This is a genomic window from Rhizobacter sp. LjRoot28, from assembly GCF_964253025.1.
Lineage (GTDB): Bacteria > Pseudomonadota > Gammaproteobacteria > Burkholderiales > Burkholderiaceae_C > Rhizobacter.
The window spans coordinates 1217759-1243284 of the sequence record NZ_CAXUQC020000001.1 but is presented as its reverse complement, the minus strand read 5'-3'; the positions used below and the strand labels follow the sequence as shown (position 1 = coordinate 1243284).

The 25526-nt window shown below is 69.1% G+C and carries 23 protein-coding genes; 6 read left to right on the top strand and 17 right to left on the bottom strand.

Going from position 1 to position 25526, the window contains the following annotated elements:
- The 5 genes from ACSQ2F_RS05890 (at nucleotide 1) to ACSQ2F_RS05870 (ending at nucleotide 4124) form a co-directional block, all read left to right on the top strand.
- Nucleotides 1-465 (top strand): ArsI/CadI family heavy metal resistance metalloenzyme, encoded by a 465-nt coding sequence (locus ACSQ2F_RS05890; RefSeq protein ID WP_436020736.1) that lies wholly within the window; start codon nucleotides 1-3, stop codon nucleotides 463-465.
- A 227-nt stretch (nucleotides 466-692) separates the two neighbouring features.
- A complete protein-coding gene (arsB, locus tag ACSQ2F_RS05885; protein ID WP_436020734.1) occupies nucleotides 693-1778 on the top strand; it encodes an ACR3 family arsenite efflux transporter in 1086 nt (361 codons plus the stop codon).
- 17 nt (nucleotides 1779-1795) lie between these two features.
- Nucleotides 1796-2233, top strand: a complete 438-nt coding sequence (gene arsC / locus ACSQ2F_RS05880; protein WP_436020732.1) for an arsenate reductase (glutaredoxin) — start codon at nucleotides 1796-1798, stop codon at nucleotides 2231-2233.
- The gene (gene arsH, locus ACSQ2F_RS05875) at nucleotides 2193-2945 is read left to right on the top strand and encodes an arsenical resistance protein ArsH (RefSeq protein WP_436020730.1); all 753 of its coding nucleotides are present in this window, start codon (nucleotides 2193-2195) and stop codon (nucleotides 2943-2945) included. Before arsC ends, arsH begins: the two co-directional genes overlap by 41 nt.
- 3 nt (nucleotides 2946-2948) lie before the next feature.
- Complete coding sequence (locus tag ACSQ2F_RS05870) at nucleotides 2949-4124, top strand: MFS transporter (RefSeq protein ID WP_436020728.1); 1176 nt, start codon at nucleotides 2949-2951, stop codon at nucleotides 4122-4124.
- A gap of 21 nt (nucleotides 4125-4145) precedes the next feature.
- Here ACSQ2F_RS05870 and sbcB read toward each other — a convergent pair whose 3' ends face one another.
- The 8 genes from sbcB to ACSQ2F_RS05830 form a co-directional block, all read right to left on the bottom strand.
- Complete coding sequence (gene sbcB, locus ACSQ2F_RS05865) at nucleotides 4146-5576, bottom strand: exodeoxyribonuclease I (RefSeq protein ID WP_436020726.1); 1431 nt, start codon at nucleotides 5574-5576, stop codon at nucleotides 4146-4148.
- A complete protein-coding gene (locus ACSQ2F_RS05860) occupies nucleotides 5573-6241 on the bottom strand; it encodes an alpha/beta hydrolase (RefSeq protein ID WP_436020724.1) in 669 nt (222 codons plus the stop codon). The genes sbcB and ACSQ2F_RS05860 overlap by 4 nt, the downstream gene beginning before the upstream one ends.
- 268 nt (nucleotides 6242-6509) lie before the next feature.
- Nucleotides 6510-8069: a methyl-accepting chemotaxis protein gene (locus ACSQ2F_RS05855; protein WP_436020722.1), complete on the bottom strand. Its 1560-nt coding sequence runs from the start codon at nucleotides 8067-8069 to the stop codon at nucleotides 6510-6512.
- Nucleotides 8070-8100: 31 nt separating this feature from the next.
- Nucleotides 8101-8553, bottom strand: coding sequence for a rhodanese-like domain-containing protein (locus tag ACSQ2F_RS05850; protein ID WP_436020720.1), 453 nt, complete (start codon nucleotides 8551-8553; stop codon nucleotides 8101-8103).
- A 213-nt stretch (nucleotides 8554-8766) separates the two neighbouring features.
- Nucleotides 8767-9159, bottom strand: coding sequence for a response regulator (locus tag ACSQ2F_RS05845; protein ID WP_436020718.1), 393 nt, complete (start codon nucleotides 9157-9159; stop codon nucleotides 8767-8769).
- 61 nt (nucleotides 9160-9220) lie between these two features.
- A complete protein-coding gene (locus ACSQ2F_RS05840; protein ID WP_436020716.1) occupies nucleotides 9221-10873 on the bottom strand; it encodes a PAS domain-containing protein in 1653 nt (550 codons plus the stop codon).
- Nucleotides 10874-11045: 172 nt separating this feature from the next.
- Nucleotides 11046-12164: a glycosyltransferase family 2 protein gene (locus ACSQ2F_RS05835; protein WP_436020714.1), complete on the bottom strand. Its 1119-nt coding sequence runs from the start codon at nucleotides 12162-12164 to the stop codon at nucleotides 11046-11048.
- A gap of 49 nt (nucleotides 12165-12213) precedes the next feature.
- Nucleotides 12214-14055: an O-linked N-acetylglucosamine transferase family protein gene (locus ACSQ2F_RS05830; RefSeq protein ID WP_436020712.1), complete on the bottom strand. Its 1842-nt coding sequence runs from the start codon at nucleotides 14053-14055 to the stop codon at nucleotides 12214-12216.
- A 214-nt stretch (nucleotides 14056-14269) separates the two neighbouring features.
- On the opposite strand from ACSQ2F_RS05830, the gene acnA reads away from it, so the two are divergent.
- A complete protein-coding gene (gene acnA / locus ACSQ2F_RS05825; RefSeq protein WP_436020710.1) occupies nucleotides 14270-16990 on the top strand; it encodes an aconitate hydratase AcnA in 2721 nt (906 codons plus the stop codon).
- A 61-nt stretch (nucleotides 16991-17051) separates the two neighbouring features.
- On the opposite strand, the gene ACSQ2F_RS05820 is transcribed toward acnA, so the two are convergent.
- The 9 genes from ACSQ2F_RS05820 to ACSQ2F_RS05780 all read right to left on the bottom strand — a co-directional run bounded on the left by ACSQ2F_RS05820 (nucleotide 17052) and on the right by ACSQ2F_RS05780 (nucleotide 25516).
- Nucleotides 17052-17741, bottom strand: a complete 690-nt coding sequence (locus ACSQ2F_RS05820) for a DUF502 domain-containing protein (protein ID WP_436020708.1) — start codon at nucleotides 17739-17741, stop codon at nucleotides 17052-17054.
- Nucleotides 17742-17765: 24 nt separating this feature from the next.
- Nucleotides 17766-19004 (bottom strand): glycosyltransferase, encoded by a 1239-nt coding sequence (locus ACSQ2F_RS05815; protein ID WP_436020706.1) that lies wholly within the window; start codon nucleotides 19002-19004, stop codon nucleotides 17766-17768.
- Nucleotides 19001-19651 (bottom strand): TetR/AcrR family transcriptional regulator, encoded by a 651-nt coding sequence (locus ACSQ2F_RS05810; protein ID WP_436020704.1) that lies wholly within the window; start codon nucleotides 19649-19651, stop codon nucleotides 19001-19003. The genes ACSQ2F_RS05815 and ACSQ2F_RS05810 overlap by 4 nt, the downstream gene beginning before the upstream one ends.
- A gap of 150 nt (nucleotides 19652-19801) precedes the next feature.
- Nucleotides 19802-20647 (bottom strand): alpha/beta hydrolase, encoded by an 846-nt coding sequence (locus ACSQ2F_RS05805; protein ID WP_436020702.1) that lies wholly within the window; start codon nucleotides 20645-20647, stop codon nucleotides 19802-19804.
- A gap of 10 nt (nucleotides 20648-20657) precedes the next feature.
- Nucleotides 20658-21017 carry an arsenate reductase gene (locus ACSQ2F_RS05800; protein ID WP_436020700.1) on the bottom strand — a complete coding sequence of 120 codons (360 nt, stop codon included), beginning with the start codon at nucleotides 21015-21017 and terminating at the stop codon, nucleotides 20658-20660.
- A gap of 188 nt (nucleotides 21018-21205) precedes the next feature.
- Nucleotides 21206-22819, bottom strand: coding sequence for a methyl-accepting chemotaxis protein (locus ACSQ2F_RS05795; protein WP_436020698.1), 1614 nt, complete (start codon nucleotides 22817-22819; stop codon nucleotides 21206-21208).
- A gap of 178 nt (nucleotides 22820-22997) precedes the next feature.
- A complete protein-coding gene (locus ACSQ2F_RS05790; RefSeq protein WP_436020696.1) occupies nucleotides 22998-23375 on the bottom strand; it encodes an MAPEG family protein in 378 nt (125 codons plus the stop codon).
- A 67-nt stretch (nucleotides 23376-23442) separates the two neighbouring features.
- Nucleotides 23443-24660: a serine/threonine-protein kinase gene (locus tag ACSQ2F_RS05785; RefSeq protein WP_436020694.1), complete on the bottom strand. Its 1218-nt coding sequence runs from the start codon at nucleotides 24658-24660 to the stop codon at nucleotides 23443-23445.
- 127 nt (nucleotides 24661-24787) lie between these two features.
- Nucleotides 24788-25516 carry a hypothetical protein gene (locus ACSQ2F_RS05780; protein WP_436020692.1) on the bottom strand — a complete coding sequence of 243 codons (729 nt, stop codon included), beginning with the start codon at nucleotides 25514-25516 and terminating at the stop codon, nucleotides 24788-24790.
- Between the last annotated feature and the right edge of the window lie 10 nt (nucleotides 25517-25526).

The following is a 25526-nucleotide window of genomic DNA, read 5'->3' as shown; positions in this document are numbered from 1 at the left end:
ATGAAACGATTCCATGTCCACGCCCACGTCGAAGACCTGGCCGCGAGCGTCGCCTTCTACTCGAAGCTCTTCGGGCTGCCGCCCACCCGCCTCGAGGGCGACTACGCCAAGTGGATGATCGAGGATCCCCGGATCAACTTCGCCATCTCCACGCGGGGCGGGACACCGGGGGTGGACCACCTCGGCATCCAGACCGACTCCCCGGAGGAACTGGCCGCCATGGCGTCCGCAGCGCAATCATGCGGCCTTGGCACGCACGACACGGGGGAAACCACCTGCTGCTACGCCCGCAGCGACAAGCACTGGCTGGTCGACCCGCAGGGCATCGCCTGGGAGCACTTCCACACCATGGACACGATCGAGGTGTTCAGCGAGGCAGCGGCCGCCCCGAAGGCCGCCGGCGCCTGCTGCATTCCCGCGGTCGAGGGTCACGGGAGCAAGCAGGCTGCGGCTGCCTGCTGCTGAGGCCCGCCCGCGCGTCCCCCGGTTCGATCTGGGGTGAGTGCAGGTGCACGAGCCGGGCGACGTGACGAGCAAGCCCTGCAAGACCGTCACCCCCGAGTGCACCGGCCCTGCGGGCTGCCGTCTCGCATGCGCAGCTTGGCAGACCTGCGCATCGAATCCTTGTCCGTCGCTGCGCGGCAAAGCGCGCTGCAATCGATCCACGCTGACCGTCCCTTCGCCCCTGTCCCATGACCGCTTCCGCTTCACACCAGGCCGGCGCCGCTTCGGCCCCGGCCATCGGCTTCTTCGAGCGCTACCTCACCGTATGGGTCGCCCTGTGCATCGTGGCCGGCATCGGGCTCGGCCAGTTGTGGCCCGGTGCATTCCGCCAGATCGCGGCCATGGAGGTCGCCCAGGTCAACCTGCCGGTCGGCGTGCTGATCTGGGTGATGATCATCCCGATGCTGCTCAAGATCGACTTCGCCGCGCTCGGACAGGTGAAGGCCCACGCCCGCGGCATCGGCGTCACCTTGTTCATCAACTGGGCGGTCAAGCCCTTCTCGATGGCCCTGCTCGGCTGGATCTTCGTTCGCCAGGTCTTCGCGCCCTGGCTGCCGCAGGACCAGCTCGACAGCTACATCGCCGGCCTGATCCTGCTGGCGGCGGCGCCGTGCACGGCGATGGTGTTCGTCTGGAGCCAGCTCTGCAAGGGCGATCCGTACTTCACGCTGTCGCAGGTGGCCCTGAACGACGCGATCATGGTGGTCGCGTTCGCCCCTATCGTGGCCTTGCTGCTCGGTCTGTCCTCCATCACGGTTCCGTGGGACACGCTGCTCACCTCGGTCGTGCTCTACATCGTGGTGCCGGTGGTGCTGTCCCAGTTCTGGCGTCGGCACCTGCTCCGGGGCGGCACGGCGCGCTTCCAGGCAGCGCTCGCCCGCATCGGCCCGTTCTCCATCGCCGCCCTGCTGCTCACGCTCGTGCTGCTGTTCGCCTTCCAGGGCGAGCGCATCCTCGACCAGCCGCTCGTCATCGCCATGCTCGCCGTCCCCATCCTGATCCAGGTGGTGCTCAACTCGGGTCTGGCGTACTGGTTGAACCGCCGCCTGGGCGTGCACCATTGCGTCGCCGGGCCGTCCGCCCTCATCGGCGCCAGCAACTTCTTCGAACTGGCCGTGGCCACGGCGATCAGCCTGTTCGGATTCCAGTCCGGCGCGGCCTTGGCCACGGTGGTGGGCGTGCTCATCGAAGTGCCGGTGATGCTGGCCGTCGTCGCGATCGTGAACCGCTCGCAGGCCTGGTACGAACGGCCGCTGCGTGCCCCATCCCACTGAAAACGGAAACTCCTCCCATGACCGCTTCCCCGTCGTCCGCCATCACCATCTTCCACAACCCCGCTTGCGGCACCTCGCGCAACACGCTTGCGCTCATTCGCCACGCCGGAATCGAACCCGAGGTCGTCGAGTACCTCAAGCAGCCGCTGTCCCGTGACACCTTGCGCAGCGTCATCGAACGCATGGGCGTCCCGGTGCGCGCGGTGCTGCGCGAGAAGGGCACGCCCTATGCCGAACTGAACCTCGGCGCCACTCACTGGAGCGATGACCAGTTGCTGGACTTCATGGTGCAGCACCCCATCCTGATCAACCGCCCGATCGTCATCACGCCCTTGGGCGCGGCGCTGTGCCGGCCCTCCGAGGCCGTGCTGCCATTGCTGCCGGTGGGGCCACTGCCGCCCTTCACCAAGGAAGATGGCGAGCAGGTGGTGGACTCGGGTGAGCGCCGTGGCTGAAGCGACGCTCGACCTGCCCGTGCAGGCAGCGTGCTTCGCGGTGCCCGACCCCGCTCGACTGCGAACCGCTTCACCGACGACCCACCCACCCCGCATCCTGATGCTCTATGGCTCCCTGCGAGAACGTTCGTACAGCCGCCTGCTGACCGAAGAGGCGGCCCGCTTGCTGCAGGCCATGGGCGCGGAGGTCAAGGTGTTCGACCCCACGGGCCTGCCCTTGCCCGACGGCGCGCCCGACTCGCATCCGAAGGTGGTGGAGCTGCGGTCGCTCGCCCTCTGGGCCGAAGGCATGGTCTGGACCTCGCCGGAGCGGCATGGCGCGATGACGGGCATCATGAAAGCCCAGATCGACTGGATTCCGCTCGCGGCCGGTGCGGTGCGGCCCACGCAGGGCAAGACGCTGGCGGTGATGGAGGTCTCCGGAGGCTCGCAGTCGTTCAATGCCGTCAACCAGATGCGCATCCTCGGGCGCTGGATGCGCATGATCACCATCCCCAACCAGTCGTCCGTGGCCAAGGCCTTCAACGAGTTCTCCGAGGACGGCCGCATGAAGCCCTCGCCGTACCTCGACCGCGTGGTGGACGTGATGGAGGAACTCGTCAAGTTCACGCTGCTCACGCGCGACGTCAGCGGCTATCTGGTCGACCGCTACAGCGAGCGCGCGGAATCGGCCGCCGCGCTGTCGAAGCGGGTGAACCAACCGGCGCTCTGACGCATGGGCCGCAGCCGCACCGGCACGGTCCTCGCCCTGGGCTCAGCCCAGACGCTCGCCTGGGCGTCCACCTACTACCTCCCCGCCCTGCTCGCCGAGCCGATGGCCAGGGAACTGGGCGTCTCGGTACCGACGGTGTTCGCCGCCTTCTCGGGCGCTCTCGTTGTCTCGGCCGCGGTCGGGCCAGCCGCAGGCCGTGCGGTGGACCGTCTTGGTGGCCGCCCGGTGCTGGCAGCCACCAGCGCGGTCTTCGCGATGGGCCTGGCCCTTCTCAGCGCGGTCAGCGGCCCGGTCGGCCTTTTCGCCGCGTGGGTGGTGATCGGCCTCGGCATGGGATGCGGACTCTATGACGCAGCGTTCGCCGCGCTGGTGCGATTGGACGGCCGAGAGGCGCGTGGCGCCATCACCGGCATCACCCTGATCGCAGGCTTCGCCAGCACCGTCGGCTGGCCGCTCACGGGCGCACTCGAGGCCGAGTTCGGTTGGCGGGGCGCCTGCTTCGGTTGGGCCCTCCTCCACCTTCTGGTCGGTTTGCCCCTCAACCTGCGCCTGCCCCCCGCAGCGCGGCAAGGCCCTGCCGATCCGGGCCATCCGGCCGCCGGCAATGCATCCGCGGCCGTTCCGCTCCGCCCCGCACTCTGCCTGGCCACGGTCTTTGCCGTCACCTGGTTCATCAGCACGGCGATGGCCGCCCACCTCCCTCGCCTGCTGATGGCGGGCGGTGCCACCTTCGCCACCGCCGTGGCCATCGGCTCCCTGGTCGGCCCCGCCCAGGTGGCGGGCCGCCTGCTGGAGTTCAGCCTGCTGCGACGCGTTCATCCGCTGCTCTCGGCCCGCATCGCGGCCGTCATGCATCCCGCCGGTGCCCTGGTGCTCGGACTGGTCGGGGCCCCGGGGGCCGCGGCATTCGCCCTGCTGCACGGCGCGGGCAACGGCATCCTCACCATTGCCAAGGGCACCCTGCCCCTGGTGCTGTTCGGCCCGCACGGCTACGGCCAGCGGCAGGGGATGCTGATGGTGCAGGCCCGCCTCGCGCAGGCACTCGCACCGTGGCTCTTCGGGCTCGCCTTCGACCGCTGGGGGCCGGGTGCCCTGTGGCTCTCGGCCGGACTCGGCCTGGTCGGGCTGGCCGCCTTGCTGCTCGTCTCCGTCGACCGAACCGAGCCAGCCGGCAGGTGACGGCCCGAGGGCCGTCGCGGGTCAGTGGTCCGGCGCGATCTCGGTGGCGTAGTCGACCAGCGCGCCGAGGATGTCCTGGGCCCGCTCGTCGGCATCCGCCTCCAGTTCGTCCACCCGTTCGAAGAAGGCCGTCAGGGTAAGCGCGCCCCCTGCCCCTTCGTGCAGGCGGTGCACGCGGTGCTCGAGCCACTGAGCCTGTTCCGCCTCGGACAGCGTGTGGGGAAAGTTGCGGGCCCGGAAGCGAAAGAAGAGTTCGTCCAGCCGCGAGTCCGCGAACGCCGGCCGCTTGTCGGCCATCTGCGCCGGTGACAGCGTGCGCAGGCGCTGCAGGGCACGGCGATCCTCGTTGCCGATGAAGCCGCCATAGAGGTCCTCGTCGACGTCGGCCGCTTCCGTTCGCTGGGGCCGCTCGAACACCAGCGGCCACATGCCGGCCAGCTTGTGTCCTTCGCGTGCGGCCGTCTCCGCATGCCGCAGGGCCTGCTCGCGTTGCAGTCCCCAGCGGATGGCCACCTCGTCACTCACGGTCTTGAGGTTGCCGACGACGATGGGCGACTTGTTGAGGTGAATCGTCTTGATCGGCAGGCGCGTCATGCCCTCGGGCAACTCGTCGGCGCGGGTGAACATGCGCAGGCGCAGGGTCTCGACGTCCAGGCCGGGCAGCTCCGCTGGGTCCGAGGCCAGGTCCCAGACGATCACCTCGTTCTTGTTCATCGGGTGCGGCGCAAGGGGCCAGACCAGGGCCATGCCGCCGCGCTCGACGCCATACATGGCGGAGATGTGCAGGAAGGGCCGGCCCACGCCCATCTCACGGATGACTTCGTCCTTCTTGCGCAGCTTGAGGCAGAAGTCCCAGAGCCGCGGCTGCCGTGACTTGATGAGTCGTGCCAGCGCGATGGTGGCGCGCACGTCGGACAGCGCATCGTGGGCCGCTTCGTGAGCCAGGCCGTTGGCCCGGGTAAGGTGCTCCAGCTTGAAGGAAGGCCGGCCGTCCTCGTGGCGCGGCCACTCGATGCCGTCGGGTCGCAACGCATAGGTGGCGCGAACGACGTCGAGGATGTCCCAGCGGCCGCACTGGTTCTGCCACTCGCGTCCGTAGGGATCGATCAGGTTGCGCCAGAAGAGGTGCCGCGTGACCTCGTCGTCGAATCGGATCGAGTTGTAGCCGACGCCGATCGTGCCCGGCTTGGCCAGTTCGGCCTCGATGAGCTCGGCGAAGCGATGCTCGGGCACTCCTTCGGCAAGGCACGTCTGGGGCAGGATGCCGGTGAGCAGGCAGGACTCGGGATCCGGCAGGTAGTCGGGCGCGGGCTGGCAGTACGCCATCACCGGTTCCCCGATCTCGTTCAGGTCGAGGTCTGTGCGCACGCCGGCGAACTGGGCAGGCCGGTCGCGCCGGGGCACCCGGCCGAAGGTCTCGTAGTCATGCCAGAAGAACGTGGTGTCGCTCATCGTGACAGCACGCTCAGCAGCCAGCGATTGAGATCGGCCACTTCTTCCATGCAGACGGAGTGAGGCATCGGATAGGTGTGCCACTCCACCGGGTGGCCCAGTGCCACCAGGGCATCACGTGAAGCCGTGGCACGGGCGAGCGGAATGACCGGGTCGTCGGTGCCGTGCGCCAGGAAGATGGGAACGTCGGCATTGGCCGTGTGGCGCTCAGCGGCGGTCAGCGCGGCCAGCGGCAGGTAGCCCGACAGGCCCACGAGGCCGGCGAGCCGCTCGGGATGGCGAAGTCCGGTCATGAGGGTCAGTGCGCAACCTTGCGAGAAACCGGCGAGCACGATGCGCTGCGCGGGAATGCCGCGCTCGCGCTCGCGTGCGATGAGCGTGTCGATCGCGCTGCGCGACTGGCGCAGGCCGGCCTCGTCTTCGCGACGCGAGAGGTCGGTGCCCAGGATGTCGTACCAGGCACGCATCACGTAACCGCCGTTGATGGTGACCGGGATCTGCGGCGCGTTCGGGAACAGGTAGCGCACCGGGCCGATTGACTGCAGCTGCAACGCATCGACGAAGGACTCGAAGTCGCTGCCATCGGCGCCCAGGCCATGCAGGACGATGATCGAGGCAACCGGATCGGGGCCGGTTTCGTGTTCAATGACTTCGAGGGACGACATGGGCGTGGCAGGTTGGGGTGAATCGCCACAATTTACCTGAAAGGCCGCCGGCCTTCCCTGCGACATGGGCCCCGGATGGGCCCGCGTTTCGGGACCGACGGACGCGCGAAGCCTGCGCGGCCAATGAGGTTCGGCGCGTCACTCCGGTGCGGCAGGCCGCCAAGGGGACCCCCGGCCCCGCCCGCAGGCATGCCGCCGCGCGTCACAGCCCCGGCGGCGAGGGCAGCCGGACCTCCCGGCCAAGCTGCCCCGACCCGAGGCGCGACGATCAGCCGGCCACGGGCTCGAGCCTGAAGCGCCCGATCACCTGGGCCAGGTTGGCCGCCTGCTCGCGAAGACTGTCGGCAGCGGCTGCCGACTGCTCGACCAGCGCGGCATTCTGCTGGGTCATGTGGTCGAGCTGCGCCACCGCGCCGTCCACCTGCCCGATGCCTTGGCTCTGTTCGCTCGAGGCCGCACCGATCTCATTGACGATGTCGCAGACGCGGCGTACCGAGCCCACGATCTCCGTCATCGTCCGGCCGGCGTCCGACACGAGCTTCGAGCCGCCCTCGACCTTGTCGACCGAGGCCCCGATCAACGCCTTGATCTCGCGTGCTGCCTGGGCGGAGCGACCGGCAAGGGCACGTACTTCGCTGGCGACGACCGCAAAGCCGCGGCCCTGCTCGCCGGCCCGCGCGGCTTCCACCGCGGCGTTCAATGCCAGGATGTTGGTCTGGAAGGCGATGCCGTCGATGACGGCAATGATGTCCGAGATCTTCTTCGAGCTCGCATTGATGTCGTCCATGGTCGCCACCACCTGCGACACCACCGCCCCGCCGCGCTGCGCCACCTGCGCTGCAACGTCGGCGAGCTCACCCGCCTGGCGAGCCGCGTCCGCGCTGCTGCGAACGGCGCCCGTCAGTTCGCTGACCGCCGCTGCCGTCTGTTGCAGGTTCGATGCCGCTTGCTCCGTGCGGTTGCTGAGGTCGAGGGTGCCGTTGGCGATCTCGGTGGATGCGGTCGAGATGCTGTCGGTGGAGCGGCGAACCTGTCCGACCAGCTCGCGCAACTGGCGCTGCATGGCCGACAAGGCCTCGAGCATGCGGCCGAGCTCGTCCTGGCGCGGCGCCGGAAGCGGCGTGCTCAGGTCGCCTTCGGCGATGTGGCGCATCGCCGATTCCACACCGGCCAAGGGCGACAGCAACGATCGGATCGTCCATGCGGCCGTGACCACCAGCACCACCAGGCATGCCACGCCACCCAGCAACCCGCCCTGCAGCATCCGCTCGCTCTGGACCTTGGCCTCGGCATAGGCCTCGCCGGCCGCCGACTGCGTGAGCGGGATCAGCGACTGCAAGGGCTTGACCGCGGCCTTGTGCATCACCGGCCAGTCCTCCTCGAGTACCGCGGTCAGCGCGGCGTTGTCCTTGCGGACATAGCCGCCCTCCAGCTTGGCGAGCGTCTCGTCGATCACGCCCCACCGATCACGCAGCTGGACGAAGGCGGCCTGTCCCTCGCCGGACACGAACAGCGTCTCGGCGGAAGGCACGAGCGCCTGCCAGACACCGCCGAGCTCCTGGCGAACCTCCTTCAGGTGGTTGACCGATCCCTGCACCGGCAGTTGCTCGAGCAGCACGCCCGCGGCACGGAAGCGCACTTCGAGCAGCATGTTCTCGATGCGCTGGAGGCGCACCAAGGTCTGGGTATCACGATCGAACAGCTGGGCCATCGTGCGCTGGTTCACGCGGTTCGAGCCGACGGCCAGCGCCCCGACCATCGCCACGCCCAGCACCGCGAGTCCGGCCAATGCCAGCAGCCGGCCCCGCATCGTCAGTTTCAAGGCCATGACCGAATCCTTTCGGGATGAAGGGAAGCGATCACTGCGTCGGCAGACCCTTGGCCGTCCACTCCGGCATGCCGCCCCGGAACCAGTGCAGCTTCGTGTAGCCGGCGCCCTTGGCCACGACGGACGCCTTGTAGCTCTTCCAGCACTCGCCGGCATTGCAGAAGAACACCAGCGGCGCCGCCTTGTCGGCCGGCAGCTTGGAAAGGTCGAACTGGTCGGCGGCCGGATCGAATTCGACGGCCTTGGCGCTCTTCTCCTTGTAAGGAACGCTGCGGGCACCCTTGATGGTCTTCTCGGCGAACTCGGCGGCCACGCGGGTGTCGATGACGGGGACACCGGCGTCCAGCATCTTCTTCACATCGTCGGCGTTCACGACCTTCACGCCGGCGAGCGTGGCGGGCGTCTCGGCGGCAAAGGCCGGGGCCATGAGGGTGGCACTCAGGAGTGCCGACAGGGCCCACTGGGCGAATTCGCGTTTTTTCATCACATTCCCTTTTGGTATCGATGGTCACGGCGCGGGGCCCGGCATGACACGGGCTCCAGCGCCTTCGAGCGCGGCGGCGAAACCGTCGGTCTCGCGTCGCACCCGGACTATCGGCAGCAAGGGATACGGATTGAGCGGATTGTTCAGTCGACCGAGAACAAAGAGGCGGACTCTTGATCCAGTCGAGTCAGTCGACCGCCCGGAAGCGACAGTTCACGCGGTCGAGGACCGCCGCGCGGCAATCCAGTCGCGGGCTTGGTTGAACTCCATGGACTTGTCGAAATAGGCCGCGGCGCCCGCCGCGAGAAATGCGTCACGCATCGCACGCCACGAGAAGTTCGACAGCACGACCACACGGGTTGCGGCATGGTCGCGCGCCACGTGGCGCAGCACGTCGATGCCACGATCGCCATGGTCAAGGTCGACATCCAGGAGCACGACGTCGGGCCGCTGGTCATCGATGGTGCGAATGGCGCTGGCACGGTCTCGCGCCGAACCCACGACCTCGAGGCCAGGCACCTCCGACAGCAGGCGCTGCATGCGTTGCTGGATGTCGGACGAATCGTCCACGATGACGATCCGCAGGGTTCTGGATGATGTCGGCATCGGTTCCTCCTGCCACCCGGGCGATTTTCCCGGGCACGCGTTCCGATCGAACTGCGCAGGATCAACGCTGCATCGCGGGAATGAGGACTTCCACCGCCGTGCCGCGTCCCGGGTCGCTCTCGACGCGACAGCTGCCGCCCACTGCACGGGTGCGTTCACGCATTCCGATCAAGCCGAACGAGCCCGGCTTGGCGGCACCTTCCGCCTCGAAACCCCGACCGTCGTCCCGGACACTGAGCAGCAGCCCGCCATCGGAGGCCGCCGCCAGACCGACTTCCACATGGCCGGCACCGGAATGCTTGGCCACGTTGTTCAGGCATTCCTGCGTCACGCGGAACAGGCAGGTGCCCACCTCCGGTGATTCGACGACGTGGCCGATGGCTTCGGGCGACGCGACGAGCCGGCAGTCGATGCCGGTGCGACGGCCGAACTGGCTGACCAGCAGGTCCAGCGCCGGCACCAGGCCCAGGTCCTCCAGCATCTGCGGACGCAGGTCGTTGATGATGCGCCGGGTGGATTCGATGGCCGACACGGCAAGCCGATCGACCTCGGCCAGCACGGACTCCACGGACTGCGCGTCCAGGTCAGGTCGCTGAAACAAGCCGCCCACATCGATTCGGATGGCCGCGAGTTTCTGCTGAAGATCGTCGTGCAGTTCGCGCGCCATGCGCTGGCGCTCGCCTTCCTGCACCGCATCCATGGCGGCCAGGAGCCGCTGCAACTCGTCGTGGGAGGCCTCCAGTTCGTCTTGCGCCTGGCGCATCGCCGTGATGTCGCGGGCCACGCTGAAGGCGCCCATCACCTGCCCGCCGCTGTCCGCCACGGGCCCCCGGGTGACGAGGAACACATGCGGGCGACCGTTGATGCGAAGCTGCTCCTCGCGTGTCTGCACCGCCCCGTTCGCCATGGTGCGGGCATCTCCAGCCAGGGCATGCCCTGCGGTCTCCGGCGCAAGCAGTTCATGCACCGGCTGACCGATCGCCTGCGCGGCCGGCCGGCCCAGCACGCCGGCGGCCGCGTCGTTCACAAGCAGGTACCGGCCATGGCGGTCGCGCACCGAGATGAGGTCGGGCGTGCCCGAGACCACCGCTTCCAGCAGGCGCCGGGAGACCGCCGCCCGGGCATAGGTTCGGCGCATCTCCTCGCTCAGCAGGCTGATGAGCACTCCCAGCGTGATCAGGATGACCCACTGGACCAGGTCCGTGGTGCTGGCGATGGTCCAACTGTTCACGGGCGCGACCGCGAGGTAGTTGATGCCACCCGCCGCCACGGCGGTGGACAGCAGGCCCGGCCAGAGGCCACCGAACAAGGCGCTGAGCGCGATCGGCAGCACGAAGAGAATCATCATCGGCCGCTCACGGAACTCCACGCCCAGCGTGTCCCGCAGCATCAGGGTGGACAGGGTCAGCGCCAGCGCGAAGCCGTAAGCCGCCCACCAGGCCTGCTTGTGGTCGAGCAGACCCGCCGCCAGCATGTCCAGGTGCCGGTGGCCGGTCGAGCGGTCCATGTCGGTCGCCGATCGCAGCAGCAGGTACAGGCCTGCCGAGGTCACCAGCACGAAGAACACGTCCTTGGCTGTCGGGAGCCACACGATCGATCGGATGTCCATCACCGTGGACAGCAGGTTGTCGGAGAAGAAGATCCAGGCAAACGCCATTGCCGCGTAGGCACCGGTGTTGATGGCGACGAAACGCGTTCGTGCATCCGTGCTCATGGTCGATCCTCCCCACGTTCCACTGCAGCCTGCTGCGGGAAACCGGCGCTGGCACGAGGGCACCGACCCGCACCCCGGTATCAGGACCGCTTCATCGCAAGCGCGTTCCTCGGAAATGCGCACTGCCTGCCATGGGGCCGATCCAGTCATGGCAAGCCATCGCGCGCGAACTTCAGAACATGCCGAGCATCCACCCGGGAACGGTCTGAACGCGCTCCGACCCCAAGCGATGAAGGGTTGCTTCGCGCAGCCGCTCGAGGTCAGTGCTCCGATGCCGGTGGTCCACCGTGGCCCGGTCGAGGCGTGAGGCCAGCGTTTCGAGCCAGGTGCGGTTGCGCGACGCCGCCAGCTGGGCGTCCGCCTGGGCAAGGTGCACCAGCCACAGGCGCGGGTCCTCGACCACTGCGAAGGCTTCGACGGCGTAGTGAAAACCGGGACCCCAGGTCGCAGGGCGCGAGACCAGGGCGGGCTTGCGGTACTCGGCGTTGGGCACCAGGAAGCGGCGCTGCGCCGTCAGGGGCCGGTCGAGGTCGAGGGGTGCCTCGGTCACCGGGTGGCCGACGAGGTCCATGGCGTGGGCGGGCTCGACGATCCGCGGCGGCCCGGCGTCGGCCGCAAGGCGGTCGAGCAGCCCGGCGTAACCATCCTCGGGCACGAGCAGCTCGTCCACGTCGACGTGGATGACCCAGCGGTACTGCGTGAGCAGAAAGCGCTGGAAGTGGTTGCAGAACTGCGCGATGTTCGCCTGGTCGGTGGGGCCGCGCGGCAGGCGGATGCACTGCGTGCCCGGAGACAACACCTCGACGGCCGGCGGGTTGGAGCCGTGGTCGATCACGTAGAGCTGCTCGTGCGGCACGAAGCGGGCGTAGTGGCGCTCCCAGACACGCAGGAACGCGGGGTCGTTGTAGACGTGCGTGCATGCGGCCAGCAAGCCGGGACGGGGATAGCTGCGGGTCTCGAACCCGGGCAAGGAGAGCGCCGCGAAATCGACGAGCGGTACGAAGAACGATTGATGGAAGTGCAGCGGCTCGACGGCGAGTCGCCGTGACCGGGCTGGGTCGGTGACCACGAGTTCGAGCGCCTCGTCGCGGTGGGCGACGAGCACCCGCTCCACGGCAAAGGCGCTGTCGTCGATGCGCAGCCAGCCATCGTCGCTCACCCCGTTGACGTCGATTCGGTAGGCACGGGCACCGACCTGCAGGGCCAGGCGGTGCGTCGCGGGGTCGAATGCCGTGCGCTCGAGTCTCAATGCAATGTCGTTGTCCGGGCCCACCCGGTAAGCCGTCGCCATCTGCGCTCCTTCTACCGCCCATTGTGCGTCCACCGGCACGGCCTGGCGCTCACGGGTCGCGGCGGGCAAGGGCCTCGCGTTCGAGCACGGATTCCAACGCGCGCACCCGGGCCGGCACGTCGAACAAGGCAGACCGGCGAGCGCCTTGCGCCAGCCGACGGCGCAACTCGGCCACCAACGCCGGTTCGCGCGCCAGGGTGACGGCACGCTGCTCGTAGGCGAACAAGTCTGCGGTGACCAGTTCCGACATGCCGACCTGCGCGAGCAGGCTGCCGGCCATGCGGGACGCGAAGCTCCGGCCACTGCAGGTAAGCACCGGCAGGCCCATCCACAGTGCGTCGTTGACGGTCGTGCCGCCGTTGTACGGGAAGGTGTCGAGAAACAGGTCGGCAACGGCCAGGCGCGCGAGGTAGGCGGGCGGTGCGACGCGGGACGCGAAGACCAGCCGGTCCGCCGCCACGCCCTCGGCCTTCGCCGTGGCCAGCAGGTTGCGCTTCACCTCGCCCTCCTCGGCCAGCAACCAGAGCACGCTGCCCGGCACCTGGCCCAGGATGCGCATCCAGCGCCGGAACACTGCTTCGGTGATCTTGAAACTGTTGTTGAAGGCACAGAACACGAAGCCCTGCTCGGGCAGGCCGCACGCCCGCCGGGTGGTCACGGCGCCCTCCTCGCGCCGGCGATCGCTCACCTGGAAGCCCGAAGGCAGGTACAGGGGACGCTCGCTGTAGAACGCCGTGGACGCTGGCGGCATGACCCACGGGTCGGCAATCACCCAGTCCACGCCGGGCACGGCCGATGTCCCCGGGTAGCCGAGGTAGGCGACCTGAACCGGCGCCGGGCGCCGGCCGAGGATCGCGGGGCGCGCCCCTTCAGTTAGACCCTGCAGGTCCACGAGCACGTCGATGCCGAGGTCCGCGATGGACTGGGCCGCCGCCTGGTCGTCCAGGTGGGCCAGGGGCACGTGGTGATCCAGGGCTGCCAGCAGGCGCTGGCGCAACGGGCTGCCGTCCTCGCGGCTCCAGCAGAAGCCGTAGACCTCGAAGCGGCTGCAGTCGTGAAGTTCCAGCAGTTCCGCCGCGAGCAGGCCGACGGGATGCAGGCGCAAATCGCCGGAAAGGTAGCCGATGCGAATGCGCCCGCTGCGCGAGGGTGTGCCCCGGTGGAGCGGCGGGCCCGTCCACGCGGGCACATGGTCCTGCACGTGACGTTGCGCAGCATGGCGCTGCAGGACGGGATCGTCCGTCGCCGCGAGCATGGCCATCGGCGGCGTACCAGCCACCAGTTGCGCCACGTCCACGTCACCGACCGGCTGGTGGAGCGGCCAGCGGCACTGCCGCTGCCGGAGGTGCACGTAGTGCCGGACGACGTCCGGCTGCGCTCCCTCGAGCAACAGGCTGGCGCGCAGGCGCGCTTCGGCCGTCTCGAGCCGGCCCAGGCGCTCCAGCAGCCGAGCGCCGTTGTTCAAGGCGTGCAGGCGCAACGCCAGGGGACTCCGGTCCACGCCCGGCATGTCTTCCACCGCCTGCCAGGCGGCGAGGGCATCGTCTGCCCGGCCCTGCTGCTCGAGCACGTGCCCGAGGTTGATGCGGGCCTGCAGGAAGGTCGGCGCGGCAGCCAGCGCCGCCCGATAGGCCTGCTCCGCCTCTCCCAGGCGCCCGAGGGGAACGAGCAGCGTGCCGAGGTTGAACCACGCGACATGGCGGTGACGAGACGGTCCGGCCTCGAGCCACCCGGTGTACAGCCCTGCCGCTTCCGCCAACCGCCCGCCTGCCGTCAACGGGGCGGCGGCGGCCAGCAGCTCCTCCAGGGTCAGCCCGGTCGCGGTCGCCCCGGCGCGCAGTTGCGCCGCGTCGTCGTCAGGGGCGAAGGTGGAGTCGGTCGGGTTCGGCATGGCAGTTGAACGTGGGACTTCGCATCACCCTCGATTGTGGCCGGCGCCCTGCGCCCGGGTGCCCGGCGAGCGCGCCCATCTCTGCCGTCCACGCTCCCAGGGCTGACAGAAGCCCCCTCGCCGTGGCAGGATGCCGTTTTTGCCACGTGACCTTTGTCACACCGGGGCTGGGGTGCCCGGGCACAATCCGCCGAATCTATCCAGGAGAGCATTGATGGCCACATCGAAGAAGTCCACGACCCATGCGTTCGCCTCGACCCTGAAGAAATTCAAGACCGCATCCGGTCGCAGCGGACAGTACTTCTCGCTGCCCGAACTGGCCAGGACCTACCCGAACGTGAACCGGCTCCCGGTGTCCCTGCGCATCGTGCTGGAGTCGGTGCTGCGCAACTGCGATGGCCTGAAGGTGTCGCCCGAGCATGTGGCCGAGCTGGCCAACTGGCAGCCCAACGCCGACCGCACGGCCGAGATCCCGTTCGTGGTGGCCCGCGTGGTGCTGCAGGACTTCACCGGCGTGCCCCTGCTGGCCGACCTGGCCGCCATGCGGAACGTGGCCGTCGAGCAGGGCCGCAACCCCAAACAGATCGAGCCCCTGGTGCCGGTCGATCTCGTGGTCGACCACTCGGTGATGGTCGACTACTACGGCACGAAGGACGCGCTCGACCTCAACATGAAGCTGGAATTCGAGCGCAACAACGAGCGCTACGAATTCATGAAGTGGGGCATGCAGGCCTTCGACACCTTCGGCGTCGTGCCCCCGGGCTTCGGCATCGTCCACCAGGTGAACCTGGAGTACCTCGCGCGCGGCGTCCATGAGCGCGGCGGCACCTTCTTCCCTGACTCCCTGGTCGGCACCGACAGCCACACGACGATGATCAACGGCATCGGCGTGGTCGGCTGGGGCGTGGGCGGCATCGAGGCGGAGGCCGGCATGCTGGGTCAGCCGGTCTACTTCCTCACCCCGGACGTGGTCGGCTTCGAGCTCACCGGTCAGCTCCGCGAAGGCGTCACGGCGACCGACCTGGTGCTGACCGTCACCGAGCTGCTGCGCCGCGAGAAGGTGGTGGGCAAGTTCGTGGAGTTCTTCGGCGAGGGCACGAGCACCCTGTCACTGCCGGACCGCGCCACCATCGCCAACATGGCACCCGAGTACGGCGCCACCATGGGCTTCTTCCCCGTGGACGAGAAGACGATTGCCTACTTCGAGGGCACCGGCCGCAAGAAGAGCGAGATCGAGGCCTTCGAGGCCTACTTCCGCGCCCAGGGCATGTTCGGCGTGCCACGCTCGGGCGAGATCAGCTACTCCAAGACCGTCTCGCTGGATCTCACCACGGTGACGCCCTCGCTTGCCGGCCCCAAGCGTCCGCAGGACCGCATCGAGCTCGGCAAGATGCGCAGCGAATTCACCGAGCTCTTCTCCAAGCCCACCTCGGCCAACGGCTTCAACCAGCCGCCCGAGAAACTGAACCAGGTCTACAAGACGAGCAACGGCATCGACGTGCGCAACGGCGACATCCTCATCGCCGCCATCACCTCCTGCACGAACACCTCCAACCCGGCGGTGCTGCTGGCCGCCGGGCTGCTGGCCAAGAAGGCGGTGGAGCACGGCCTGACCGTGGCGCCGCACGTCAAGACCTCGCTTGCCCCGGGTTCGCGCATCGTCACCGAGTACCTCGAGAAGACCGGCCTCACGCCCTACCTCGACAAGCTCGGCTTCAACCTCGCCGGCTATGGCTGCACGACCTGCATCGGCAACGCGGGCGACCTGGCGCCCGAGCTGAACCAGGCGATCTACGAGAACGACCTGATCTGCGCTGCCGTGCTGTCGGGCAACCGCAACTTCGAGGCGCGCATCCATCCGCTCATCAAGGCCAACTTCCTCGCGTCCCCGCCCCTGGTCGTCGCCTACGCGATCGCCGGCAACGCCAACCGTGACCTGATGACCGAGCCGGTGGGCCGCGGCACCAACGGGCGCGATGTCTACCTCGGAGACATCTGGCCCTCGAGCGAAGAGATCCACAAGCTGATGAAGCACGCGATGAACGCGAAGGCGTACCGTGCCAACTACGCGCAGGTCAGCGAGAAGCCGGGCGAACTCTGGGAGCGCATCAACGGCGTGAAGGGCGACGTCTACACCTGGCCCGAAAGCACCTACATCGCCCGCCCTCCCTTCTTCGACGGCTTCCAGATGACGCCGGCGCAGGCACAACTGGGCGTGACGGCGGCGCGCGCCATGGCGCTCTTCGGCGACTCCATTACCACCGACCACATCTCGCCGGCGGGCTCCATCAAGGAGCAGTCGCCCGCCGGTGCGTGGCTCAAGGCGCACGGCGTGCAGAAGGCCGACTTCAACAGCTACGGCTCGCGCCGCGGCAACCACGACGTGATGATGCGCGGCACCTTCGCCAACGTGCGCATCAAGAACCTGATGATCCCGGCCTCGCCCGACGGCAGCCGTGAGGAAGGCGGCGTGACGCTGTTCCAACCGAGCGGCGAGAAGATGTTCATCTACGACGCGGCCATGAAGTACATGGCCGAAGGCACGCCCACCATCATCTTCGCCGGTGAAGAGTACGGCACCGGCTCGTCACGGGACTGGGCGGCCAAGGGCACGCAACTGCTGGGCATCAAGGCCGTGGTCGCACGCAGCTACGAACGCATCCACCGCTCGAACCTCGTCGGGATGGGCGTGCTGCCGCTGCAGTTCAAGGGAACGGATTCCTGGGAGACGCTGGGCATCCACGGCGACGAAACGTATGACATCCGTCTCGGCACCGAACTGCGCCCGCAACAGGACGCGACCCTCGTCATCCATGCCCCGGACGGCAGCTCGCGCGAGGTGAGCCTCACCCTGCGCATCGACACGCCGATCGAGGTCGACTACTACCGCCACGGCGGCATCCTGCCCTTCGTGCTGCGGCAACTCCTCGGTTGAGCGGCGCGGCGGCCCCGGCCGCCGCTGCCCGCCTCGCCGTGCGAAGGGAGGCCAAGCGGGTTCAGTGCCCCGCGGTCGCCTCGGTCTGCCCGCCAGGCGACGCCGGAATGGCCGGCGCCAGGTACTTGTCGGAGGTGATGCCCATCGACACGTAGATGCTCGTCAGGCCGTCGATGCCGATCTCCGCTGGCGTGACCCATGCCTGGGGCACGTACAGCAAGCCGCCCCCCACCGGCACGGGGGCGGTGGGCACCAGCACGGCCAGGTAGGGTTCACCGCCCACCATCACCGGCGCATTGGTCGAGAGCAAGCCCAGCACGGCTGCGCCGCCCGTGCCCCCGAAATGCAGCCAGACCGGGCTCATCGACTTGGTGCCCGCGGCGTCCTTCTGGGCCAGCAGGTCGACGAACTTCTTGGCGAGGTCGTAGATGGTGCGCACCACCGGGATGCGCTGCAGGACGTTGTTGACCGCCAGCGCCAGCACGCGGCGCATCCGGCTGCGCACCACCATGCCCAGGGCGAAGATGCCGGCCAGCATCACGCCGATGCCGATCAGGTAGCCGACCACTTCGGAGCCGGTGGTGCCGATGCCGATGGCGATGAGGAACCGGCCGATGAGGCTCTCGGGCCCCAGCCACTGCATCAGCAGCCGAACCACCCAGACCAGGATGAGCACGGTGGCCGCCAGCGGCAGCGCGGCCAGCAGGCCGGCCAGGAAAGTACGGGTGAAGCGATGGACTGCGGAATTCATGGGCAGAAGTCTCGCACGGAGTCGTCACCCCGCTGCCGCGGCCCGACGTTCGATGGCGGCCACCGCATGTCCGAGCCCGTCCTCGGCGCGCAGCACCTCTCCCAGCGCGCGGGCGCGGGCGCGCACCGCGGGGCGGTCGGCAAACTCGAGACCCCGGACGAGGTCGTCCGCGCCGAAGCGCGCGCCGGACACCGCAGGCGGTGCCACACCCGCCAGCGCCAGGCGATGGGCCCAAAACGGCTGGTCGCCGGCGAACGGCACGACGATCGACGGCACCCCTGCCCTCGCCGCCGAATGCGTGGTGCCCGATCCACCGTGATGCACCACGCAGGCCGTCTGCGGGAACAGCCAGTCATGCGGGGTGTCGCCGAGCACATGCACCGTGGCCGGCAGGCTCGACACGTCGACACGGCTCCAGCCGGGATAGAACAGCGCGCGTCGACCCGCCAGGCCCCGCACCAGTGCATCGCGCAGGCGAGCGGCGTCGAAGCCGCCCATGCTGCCGAAGCCCACGTACACCGGCGGCGGGCCGGCATCGAGGAACCGGCGCAGCGCGGCGGGCGGTTCCCACGCGGGCATCGGCAAGGTCCACTGCCCGCACACCTCCACCTGCGCGGGCCAGTCATCCGGCCGTGGCAACAACGTCGGCGAGTAGCCATACAGGATGGGGTGATCGGAGGGCATGCGCCGCAAGGCCGGCAGGCCGCACACCTCGGCCCGCGCGCGGTTCAGCGCCGGCCGGAAGCTGCGCCACAGGAACCCGTTGACCACATGGTGGCTCAGCCGGTTGAGCCGGTGCCATACGGCCTCCGGTGGCAGGAAGGGGTAGGCGAACGCACGCGTGGGCGTCAGCGGAAACATGCCGAGACCCAGGACGGGCCGGCGAAGTGCCTCGGCCGCGGCGAGGCCCACGAAGCCGGCGAGGCCGCTGGCCAGGATCAGGTCCGACGAGCCGGCAGCGTCCAGGGTCTGGCGCAGCCAGGCGGCCGCATGGTCATTGGCGATCTGGACCAGGGCGCGAGCCGCTTCGCCCGGACGTTGGCTGCGGCCGATCACATGGGCGATCGAACCGGCCGTGTCCGCCTTGCCGGCAATGTCGCCGGCCAGTGCTTGCGTGGCGACGCCCAATTGCCGTGCGCTGCCCAGGGTGGAGGCGTCGGCCAGCAGCTGGGTGGAATGTCCGGCGTGATCGAGTGCGGCGCAGAGGGCCGCGAGCGGACGCACGTCGCCCTCGGTGCCATAGGTGAGGACGGTGATTTTCATGACGTTCGCTTTCTTCGGGCCGAAGGCGTCGCCGCGACCGCGGTGCCGGCGCCGCGCAGGAACAGGTCGATCGCCGCGCCGAATTCGTCGGACAGGTCGCGGCCCGCCACAGTGAGCCAGCGCATGAGGGCGCCGAAGTACAGGTGGTGCAGCAGAGCCGCAAGGTGATCGGCTGCCAGGTCGCTGCGCACGGCGCCGTCTCGCTGTGCTTCGGAGATCAGTGCGGCGAAGAGGCCTGCCAAGTCCCTGGGCGCCTCTCCGGGCGCCGCCGGGCCGCTGTCGATGTGCAGGAAGCGGTGGCGGAAGTAAGGCAACAGCCAGTCGCGGTGGGCTTGCAGCCAGTGGGCGGACTCCGCCAAGAGGTGCCGCAGCTTGGCCTCGAACGGGCCCGGCTGCTGCAGCAGGGATTGCAAGCGAACCGTGTCCTCGGCGACGGACAAGTGCATGGCATGCGCCAGCACCGCCTCTTTCGCGGGAAAGTGGTTGTACAGCGTGCCTTTCGCGACGTCGGACGCGGCAGCGATCTGCTCCATCGTCGTGGCTGCGTAGCCTTGCGCTTCGAACAACGCGACGGCAGCACGCGCGACCTGGTCGAGCGTTTCGGTGCGGCGGCGCTCGCGGCGCCCTGGCGCGGAAGTATGCGGCATGGATGAGAATATTGAACGCCGTGCAATTTTATACGACGTTCAAGTTTCGACCATCAGGGTCCGTTCGAGCCGGCGCCTCGGTCGACCGGTGCGCTGCCGGGCGCCCGCCGCATGACGCGGGGCCGCTCCGCCGAACAACCCCCAGCGCGCTCAGCGCAGGCCGAACAGCTCAGCGATCGCTTCCCGGTAAGCGCCCTGCGCCACCGCGTTGGTGTTGTGATGTGAGCCACCCGGCACCAGCACGAACCGCTTGGGCCCCGGCGCCCGCTCGTACAGCGTTCGACCGAGCTCCGGATGGATCAGGCGGTCTTCGCTGCCGTGCACCACGAGCAGGGGCGCGCGCAGGCGGCCGATGCGGTCGAGCGAATCGAAGCGCTGCGTGATGAAGGGTCCGATCGGCAACCAGCCCCACGCCATGGTGCGGAACACGTCCGGGACCGAGGTGAAGGTGCCTTCGAGCATCAGGCCCTGGACGCCCTCGACCTCGGTGGCCAGCTGGACGGCGATCGCGCCACCCAGGGAATGGCCGAACACGTAGCGCGGGATGCCCGGCGCTTGCTCGCCGAGCCAGGCCCAGGCGGCGCGGGCATCCTCCACCGCGCTCTTCTCCGACGGCAGCCCGGCGGTACTGTCGCCAAAACCCCGGTAGTCGATGGCGAGCACCGAAAAACCGAGCGACTGCATGCGGCGGATGCGGCCCGCACTGCTGCGCACGTCCCAGCGCGCCCCGTGGAGGTACAGCAAGCGGGGTGCTTCGGGGTCAGGTTGCGGCACCCACAGTCCGTGCAGGCGGACCGGCTCGCCGCTCGAAGGCGACGTGAACTCGATCCAGACGTCGTTGAGGCCGTCGAGTTCGGCGGCCCCGGGTGCCCACGTGCGCTGGCCCGGCTGGAACACCCAGCGCCGTTGCTGCTCGTCGAACACGCTACAGCCGGTGGCCACCATGGCGGCCAGCACGAGCGCGAGGACGGCGCGAAGGCCCCGGCGCAGGCTCACGGCAGCGGCCTCAGGTCTTGCCCGCCAGCGCGGCGAAGGCATCCTCGCTGAAGCCGACGGTCACCCGACCGTCGCCCCAGTCGACCACCGGACGGCGGATGACGCTGGACTGCTCGCGCATCAACTGGAGCGCCGTGTCGGCATCGACCACACCCGCACGAACATCGTCGTCCAGCCGGCGCCAGGTCGTGCCCTTGCGATTGAGCAGCGTCTCCCAGCCGAGCTTGGCCGTCCAGGCACTCAAGGCCGGGGGCACGCCCAGCTTCTTGAAGTCGTGGAAGTCCGCGGCCACCTCATTGGCCTGCAGCCAGGCGCGGGCCTTCTTGACCGTATCGCAGTTGGGAATGCCGTAGAGGGTGATGGCAGGCATCGAAGAAGAGCTCCGGAGGCAGCCGGCAGCCGGGGCCGGCGGGACAGACGACAGCGCGAGGCGACCAGCGCGCGGAAAACCCAGCGCTGAAAGTGTACGCAGCCTCGAATGCCCTGTCGTGTCGCCGGCCTACGGCGTGCCCCCCGCGGGCGCCGAGGCGGCGGGCTCGTCACACCGCTGATCGAGCTTCATGCGGCGCGATGGAACGCCGGCTGTTCGCCCTTGGCGGCGTTGAAGAGGGCCAGGTTCTCGGCAGCCGAGAGCTTGAACACCCCGATCGCCTCCGCCACGCGCGAGGCCTGCTCCGCCAGGCTTTCGGCCGACGCCGTGCTCTGCTCGACGAGCGCCGAGTTCTGCTGCGTCATCTGGTCGAGCTGGGTCACCGACTGGTTGATCTGGCCGATGCCGGAGGACTGCTCGTGCGAGGCGTTGGCGATCTCGCCCACGAGCTCCGTCACCCGGCGCACCTGCGTGACGAGGTTCTCGATGGACGAGCCGGCGGTGCTCACCAGGCGGGCACCGGTCTCGACCCGGTCGACGCTGTCGGCGATGAGCGCGCGGATTTCCTTGGCCGACTGTGCGCTGCGCTGGGCCAGGCTGCGCACCTCGCCCGCCACCACCGCGAAGCCGCGGCCCTGCTCGCCGGCGCGAGCGGCTTCGACGGCCGCGTTCAGCGCGAGGATGTTGGTCTGGAACGCGATGCTGTCGATCACGCCGATGATCTCGGAGATCTGCCGACTGGACTTGGAGATGCCCTCCATCGTGGAGATCACTTCGCCGACCACCTTGCCCCCCGTCTCGGCGGCATTGGTCGCGCTGGCGGCCACCTGTGCGGCCTGGCGAGCGGTGTCCGAGTTGTTGCGAACCGTGGTGTTGATCTCCTCCATGGAGGCGGCCGTCTGCTGCAGGTTTCTCGCCTGCGATTCGGTGCGGGCCGACAGGTCGCTGGTGCCGGAGGCGATCTCGGCGGTGGCGCGCTGCATCAGCGAGAGCCCGTCGCGCACGTCGAGCACCGTGGCCCGCATGTTGACGTTCATCTGCGACAGCGCCCGCATGATGCCGCCGATCTCGTCGCTGCGGCTGCTCGACAGCGTCGAGCCCAGGTCGCCCGCTGCAATGCCGTTGGCCATGCGCATGGCGCGGCGCAACGGGTCGACGATGGACTTGGCGAGGTACAGGCCGCCGCCTGCGAACGCGCTCACCTGCGCGGCCAGGGCCACCCACTGTGCCCACGAGCCCGCGGTGGTGCGCAAGGCCCAGGAGAAGCTGCCCACGCCGATGACGGCCATCATCGCGATGGTCGCCCAGATGTGGCCCTTGAGGCCGTAGGTCTGCACCTTCATCCGCGCCCGGTTCCAGAGCGTCAGGCGCACCGGCCTGCCGTGGCGCAGCACGAAGGTCTTGTCACCGCTCGTCAGCCGCTTGTAGACGGGCGCGATCTCGGCGACTTCGGCGGCCGTCGGCTTGCTGTGCACCATCAGGCTGCCCGCGTACTGCCCGTTGGCATACAGCGGCGAGATGTTGAGTCGCAGCCAGTAGGTCTGGCCGTTCTTGCGCTGATTCTTGATGAGGCCGGTCCACGGCTGCTGCCCGTTGCGGATCGTCTTGGCCATGTCCACCAGCACGTCCATCGGCGTGTCCTTGTGGATCATCCGCGCGGCCACCGTTCCCTTGAGCTCCTCCCAGGCGTATCCACTGGCCTTCAGGTAGGAGGGATTCGCGTACAGGAAGTTGCCGGTCTTGTCGCCCAGCAGGACGAGGAGGTCGCCCTGGTCGATCTCATGGTCGGTGTGTGCAGTCATGGTCTCGTTGATTTTCTGCGTGTGAGCGTGGTACGGATTCGTTCCCGCTCAGGCTCTATCGACGGACCCGCTCAAGACCTTGAGTGGCTTTTCCTCGGTGTTAACCAGCATGCTGCCCCTGCGCCGACCACCCGGTGAGACGCTGTTCACGCCCCGGGGATCGCGCAGTGCCGGGCGCTCAACCGCCGACGAAGAAGAGGGCCACGCCACACGCGACGGAGGCGACCCAGGTCAGTGACCGCAAGGTGGCAAGGTCAGCCATGTAGAAGGCGGTGTAGACGACGCGGCACCCCAGGAACGCGGCGGCCAGCAGGTCTACCGTCGGCTGCGGCGCCTCCCGTTGCCAGGCCACGAGGAGTCCGGCCAGCAGCAGCGGCAAGGCTTCGAAGCCGTTGGCCTGGGCGGCCAGGGCGCGGGCACGCCACCCCGCCTGGCGCGCTTGCCAGCCGCGGGTGTCGTGGTTGTCGCGCAGGGTGAAGGCGCCGGCCTTGGCGATCCAGGCGCAGACGAGGGGCAACATCACGCTCGCCAGCAGGCAGTAGTGGGCAACGGTCATGGCGGGGCCTTGTGGAAGCAATCCGGCGATTGTGCTGCAAGCCCGTACCGGCGAGCCGTCGGCGCCTTCAGCGCAGGGGCTGCTCGTCGCGGCGGCCCGGGTCCTTCAGGCGGACCTCCGGCAAGTCGGGCACGGTGGCCACGGGCGGGGGGGCCGGCGCGTCTTCGCGTGAAGCGAACCAGCCGCCCAGCACCAGCAGCAGCATCACGGCCGCCACCAGCCAGGCGGCCTGGCGCCCGTCGCGCCGAGTCGCTGGCGCGGTCGAAGGCGCGACCCGCACCGTCTTGCTCCATGCGCCCCGTGCCGGTGGCGCCGCTTCCGGTTCCGAGGGGGCGACGCGCGGCGATGGCCGCGGCGGGACGATGACGCCGTCCAGTGCGTCACGCAGGTCCTGCACGGAACGGGGTCGATCGTCCGGCACCACCGCGAGCGCCCAGTCGATGGCCGAGCGCAGGCGCATGCCGACCAGCGGCCAGCGCCCGGGAGCGGCCTCGGACAGCGCCGGCATGGCGTCGCGCACGGCACGCACCACCGCGGGCGGCGGCATCTGCCCCGTGATCAGGTGGTGGACCACGGCGCCCAGGGCATAGAGGTCGGTCCACGGCCCCTGGCGCATGCCCGGCACGTCCCCATACTGCTCGACCGGCGCGAAGCTGGGCTTGAGCACCGCGGTGAGCGACTGCGTGCGATCGGTGATCACGCGGCGCGCGGCGCCGAAGTCCAGCAGCACGGGCCGGCCGTCGGGCAGCACGAGGATGTTGTCGGGCGCGATGTCGCGGTGGAAGACGTCGCTGCGGTGCAACTGGTCAAGTGCATCGAGCAGCGGGTCGATGAACGCCCGGAGCCGGTCGTCATCGATGGGGCCGGCCTGCACGAACCGACGGTGGCTGAGCGTGCTGCCTTCGTAGAACGGCATCACCATGTAGGCCGTGCCCTGGTCTTCCCAGAACCGGTGGACCTTCACGAGCGCGGGGTGGTCGAAGCTCGCGAGCATGCGCGCCTCGTTGACGAACGAGCGCAGACCTTCGTCGAAGGCCTCTCGATGGGCCGGCGAACGCAGCACGATGCGACCGCCCTCGCCTCGCCCGGCCAGCGCCGTGGGCATGTATTCCTTCACGGCCACCTGGCGCAGCAGCACCTGGTCGACCGCCAGGTACACGATGCCGAAGCCCCCTACGCCGAGCACCCGCTCGATGATGAACTCGCCAATGCGCGCCCCTGCCTTCAAGGCATCGTGATCGTCGGATGGAAAGGGCTGCGCCGTCGGCGCCTCGGCAAGGGACATGTCGCGTAGCGTAGCGCGCCGGGGCGGGGTGCCATGGCGCGTGCCGGAGTATCGCGGAGGCGGCGTGCCCCGAGTGCACGGCAGCCTGCCGGCGCGTGACATTGTTGCGCGCCAGCGGCCCGGCGGATCAGCGGCGGCGCCTGCGCCCGAGGCCGAGCACCAGCAGGCCTGGCACCAGCAGCGCCAGGGCGTGCGGCTCGGGCACCGGAGAGACCACGACGCCATCCACGGCGAGCGAGGACGTCATCGCGTAGTCGCCCACGTCGACCACCCCGAACACCAGCTCGTGCACGCCCTCCGTGGCAAAGGTGTGGCTGAAGCGACCCCAGCCGCTGCGCGCGCCGCCGTCGGGGCTCAGCGACGCCGCGAACGACGCACTGGCCAGCGTGGAAACCACCCCGTCGACGACGACGAACGCGAAGTCGGTACCGGTGTCACGGGTCGCGAAGTCCCATGCGAAGCTCAGCACATCGCCCACGTTGGCCGAGAAGCTCTGGCGTGCCGCCGAGCCTTCGTAGGCCTGGCGTGCGGACGCCGCGTCCGGGTCCAATGAACCGAGCGCCAGGCCGGCGAACCACTCCACCCCGCCCGGCACGCCGACCTCGGCTGCGGCAGTGCCGGAACGATTGAGCGCACCGGCGGCCAGCGGATGGTCGTCCTCGAACGAGGCCGACGCGGTGCTCAGCCACAGCTGCATGGCGCCCTGCGTGCCACCCGCCTGGGTGCTGGCATCGCCAAGGGTCACCCAGCCCGACAGGCCGGACTCGAAACCGCCGTTGGCCAGCGGTGCGGCGTGCACGACGAGCGGCAGTGCGAGTGCGAGGGCGGCCGCGAAGGATGAAAGCTTGAGGGTCATGGTGGTCGTC

Coding starts and splice junctions, on each gene's coding strand:
- ACSQ2F_RS05890 (WP_436020736.1), top strand. CDS start 1: ATGAAACGATTCCATGTCCACGCCCACGTCGAAGACCTGGCCGCGAGC.
- arsB (WP_436020734.1), top strand. CDS start 693: ATGACCGCTTCCGCTTCACACCAGGCCGGCGCCGCTTCGGCCCCGGCC.
- arsC (WP_436020732.1), top strand. CDS start 1,796: ATGACCGCTTCCCCGTCGTCCGCCATCACCATCTTCCACAACCCCGCT.
- arsH (WP_436020730.1), top strand. CDS start 2,193: ATGGCGAGCAGGTGGTGGACTCGGGTGAGCGCCGTGGCTGAAGCGACG.
- ACSQ2F_RS05870 (WP_436020728.1), top strand. CDS start 2,949: ATGGGCCGCAGCCGCACCGGCACGGTCCTCGCCCTGGGCTCAGCCCAG.
- sbcB (WP_436020726.1), bottom strand. CDS start 5,576: ATGAGCGACACCACGTTCTTCTGGCATGACTACGAGACCTTCGGCCGG.
- ACSQ2F_RS05860 (WP_436020724.1), bottom strand. CDS start 6,241: ATGTCGTCCCTCGAAGTCATTGAACACGAAACCGGCCCCGATCCGGTT.
- ACSQ2F_RS05855 (WP_436020722.1), bottom strand. CDS start 8,069: ATGGCCTTGAAACTGACGATGCGGGGCCGGCTGCTGGCATTGGCCGGA.
- ACSQ2F_RS05850 (WP_436020720.1), bottom strand. CDS start 8,553: ATGAAAAAACGCGAATTCGCCCAGTGGGCCCTGTCGGCACTCCTGAGT.
- ACSQ2F_RS05845 (WP_436020718.1), bottom strand. CDS start 9,159: ATGCCGACATCATCCAGAACCCTGCGGATCGTCATCGTGGACGATTCG.
- ACSQ2F_RS05840 (WP_436020716.1), bottom strand. CDS start 10,873: ATGAGCACGGATGCACGAACGCGTTTCGTCGCCATCAACACCGGTGCC.
- ACSQ2F_RS05835 (WP_436020714.1), bottom strand. CDS start 12,164: ATGGCGACGGCTTACCGGGTGGGCCCGGACAACGACATTGCATTGAGA.
- ACSQ2F_RS05830 (WP_436020712.1), bottom strand. CDS start 14,055: ATGCCGAACCCGACCGACTCCACCTTCGCCCCTGACGACGACGCGGCG.
- acnA (WP_436020710.1), top strand. CDS start 14,270: ATGGCCACATCGAAGAAGTCCACGACCCATGCGTTCGCCTCGACCCTG.
- ACSQ2F_RS05820 (WP_436020708.1), bottom strand. CDS start 17,741: ATGAATTCCGCAGTCCATCGCTTCACCCGTACTTTCCTGGCCGGCCTG.
- ACSQ2F_RS05815 (WP_436020706.1), bottom strand. CDS start 19,004: ATGAAAATCACCGTCCTCACCTATGGCACCGAGGGCGACGTGCGTCCG.
- ACSQ2F_RS05810 (WP_436020704.1), bottom strand. CDS start 19,651: ATGCCGCATACTTCCGCGCCAGGGCGCCGCGAGCGCCGCCGCACCGAA.
- ACSQ2F_RS05800 (WP_436020700.1), bottom strand. CDS start 21,017: ATGCCTGCCATCACCCTCTACGGCATTCCCAACTGCGATACGGTCAAG.
- ACSQ2F_RS05795 (WP_436020698.1), bottom strand. CDS start 22,819: ATGACTGCACACACCGACCATGAGATCGACCAGGGCGACCTCCTCGTC.
- ACSQ2F_RS05790 (WP_436020696.1), bottom strand. CDS start 23,375: ATGACCGTTGCCCACTACTGCCTGCTGGCGAGCGTGATGTTGCCCCTC.
- ACSQ2F_RS05785 (WP_436020694.1), bottom strand. CDS start 24,660: ATGTCCCTTGCCGAGGCGCCGACGGCGCAGCCCTTTCCATCCGACGAT.
- ACSQ2F_RS05780 (WP_436020692.1), bottom strand. CDS start 25,516: ATGACCCTCAAGCTTTCATCCTTCGCGGCCGCCCTCGCACTCGCACTG.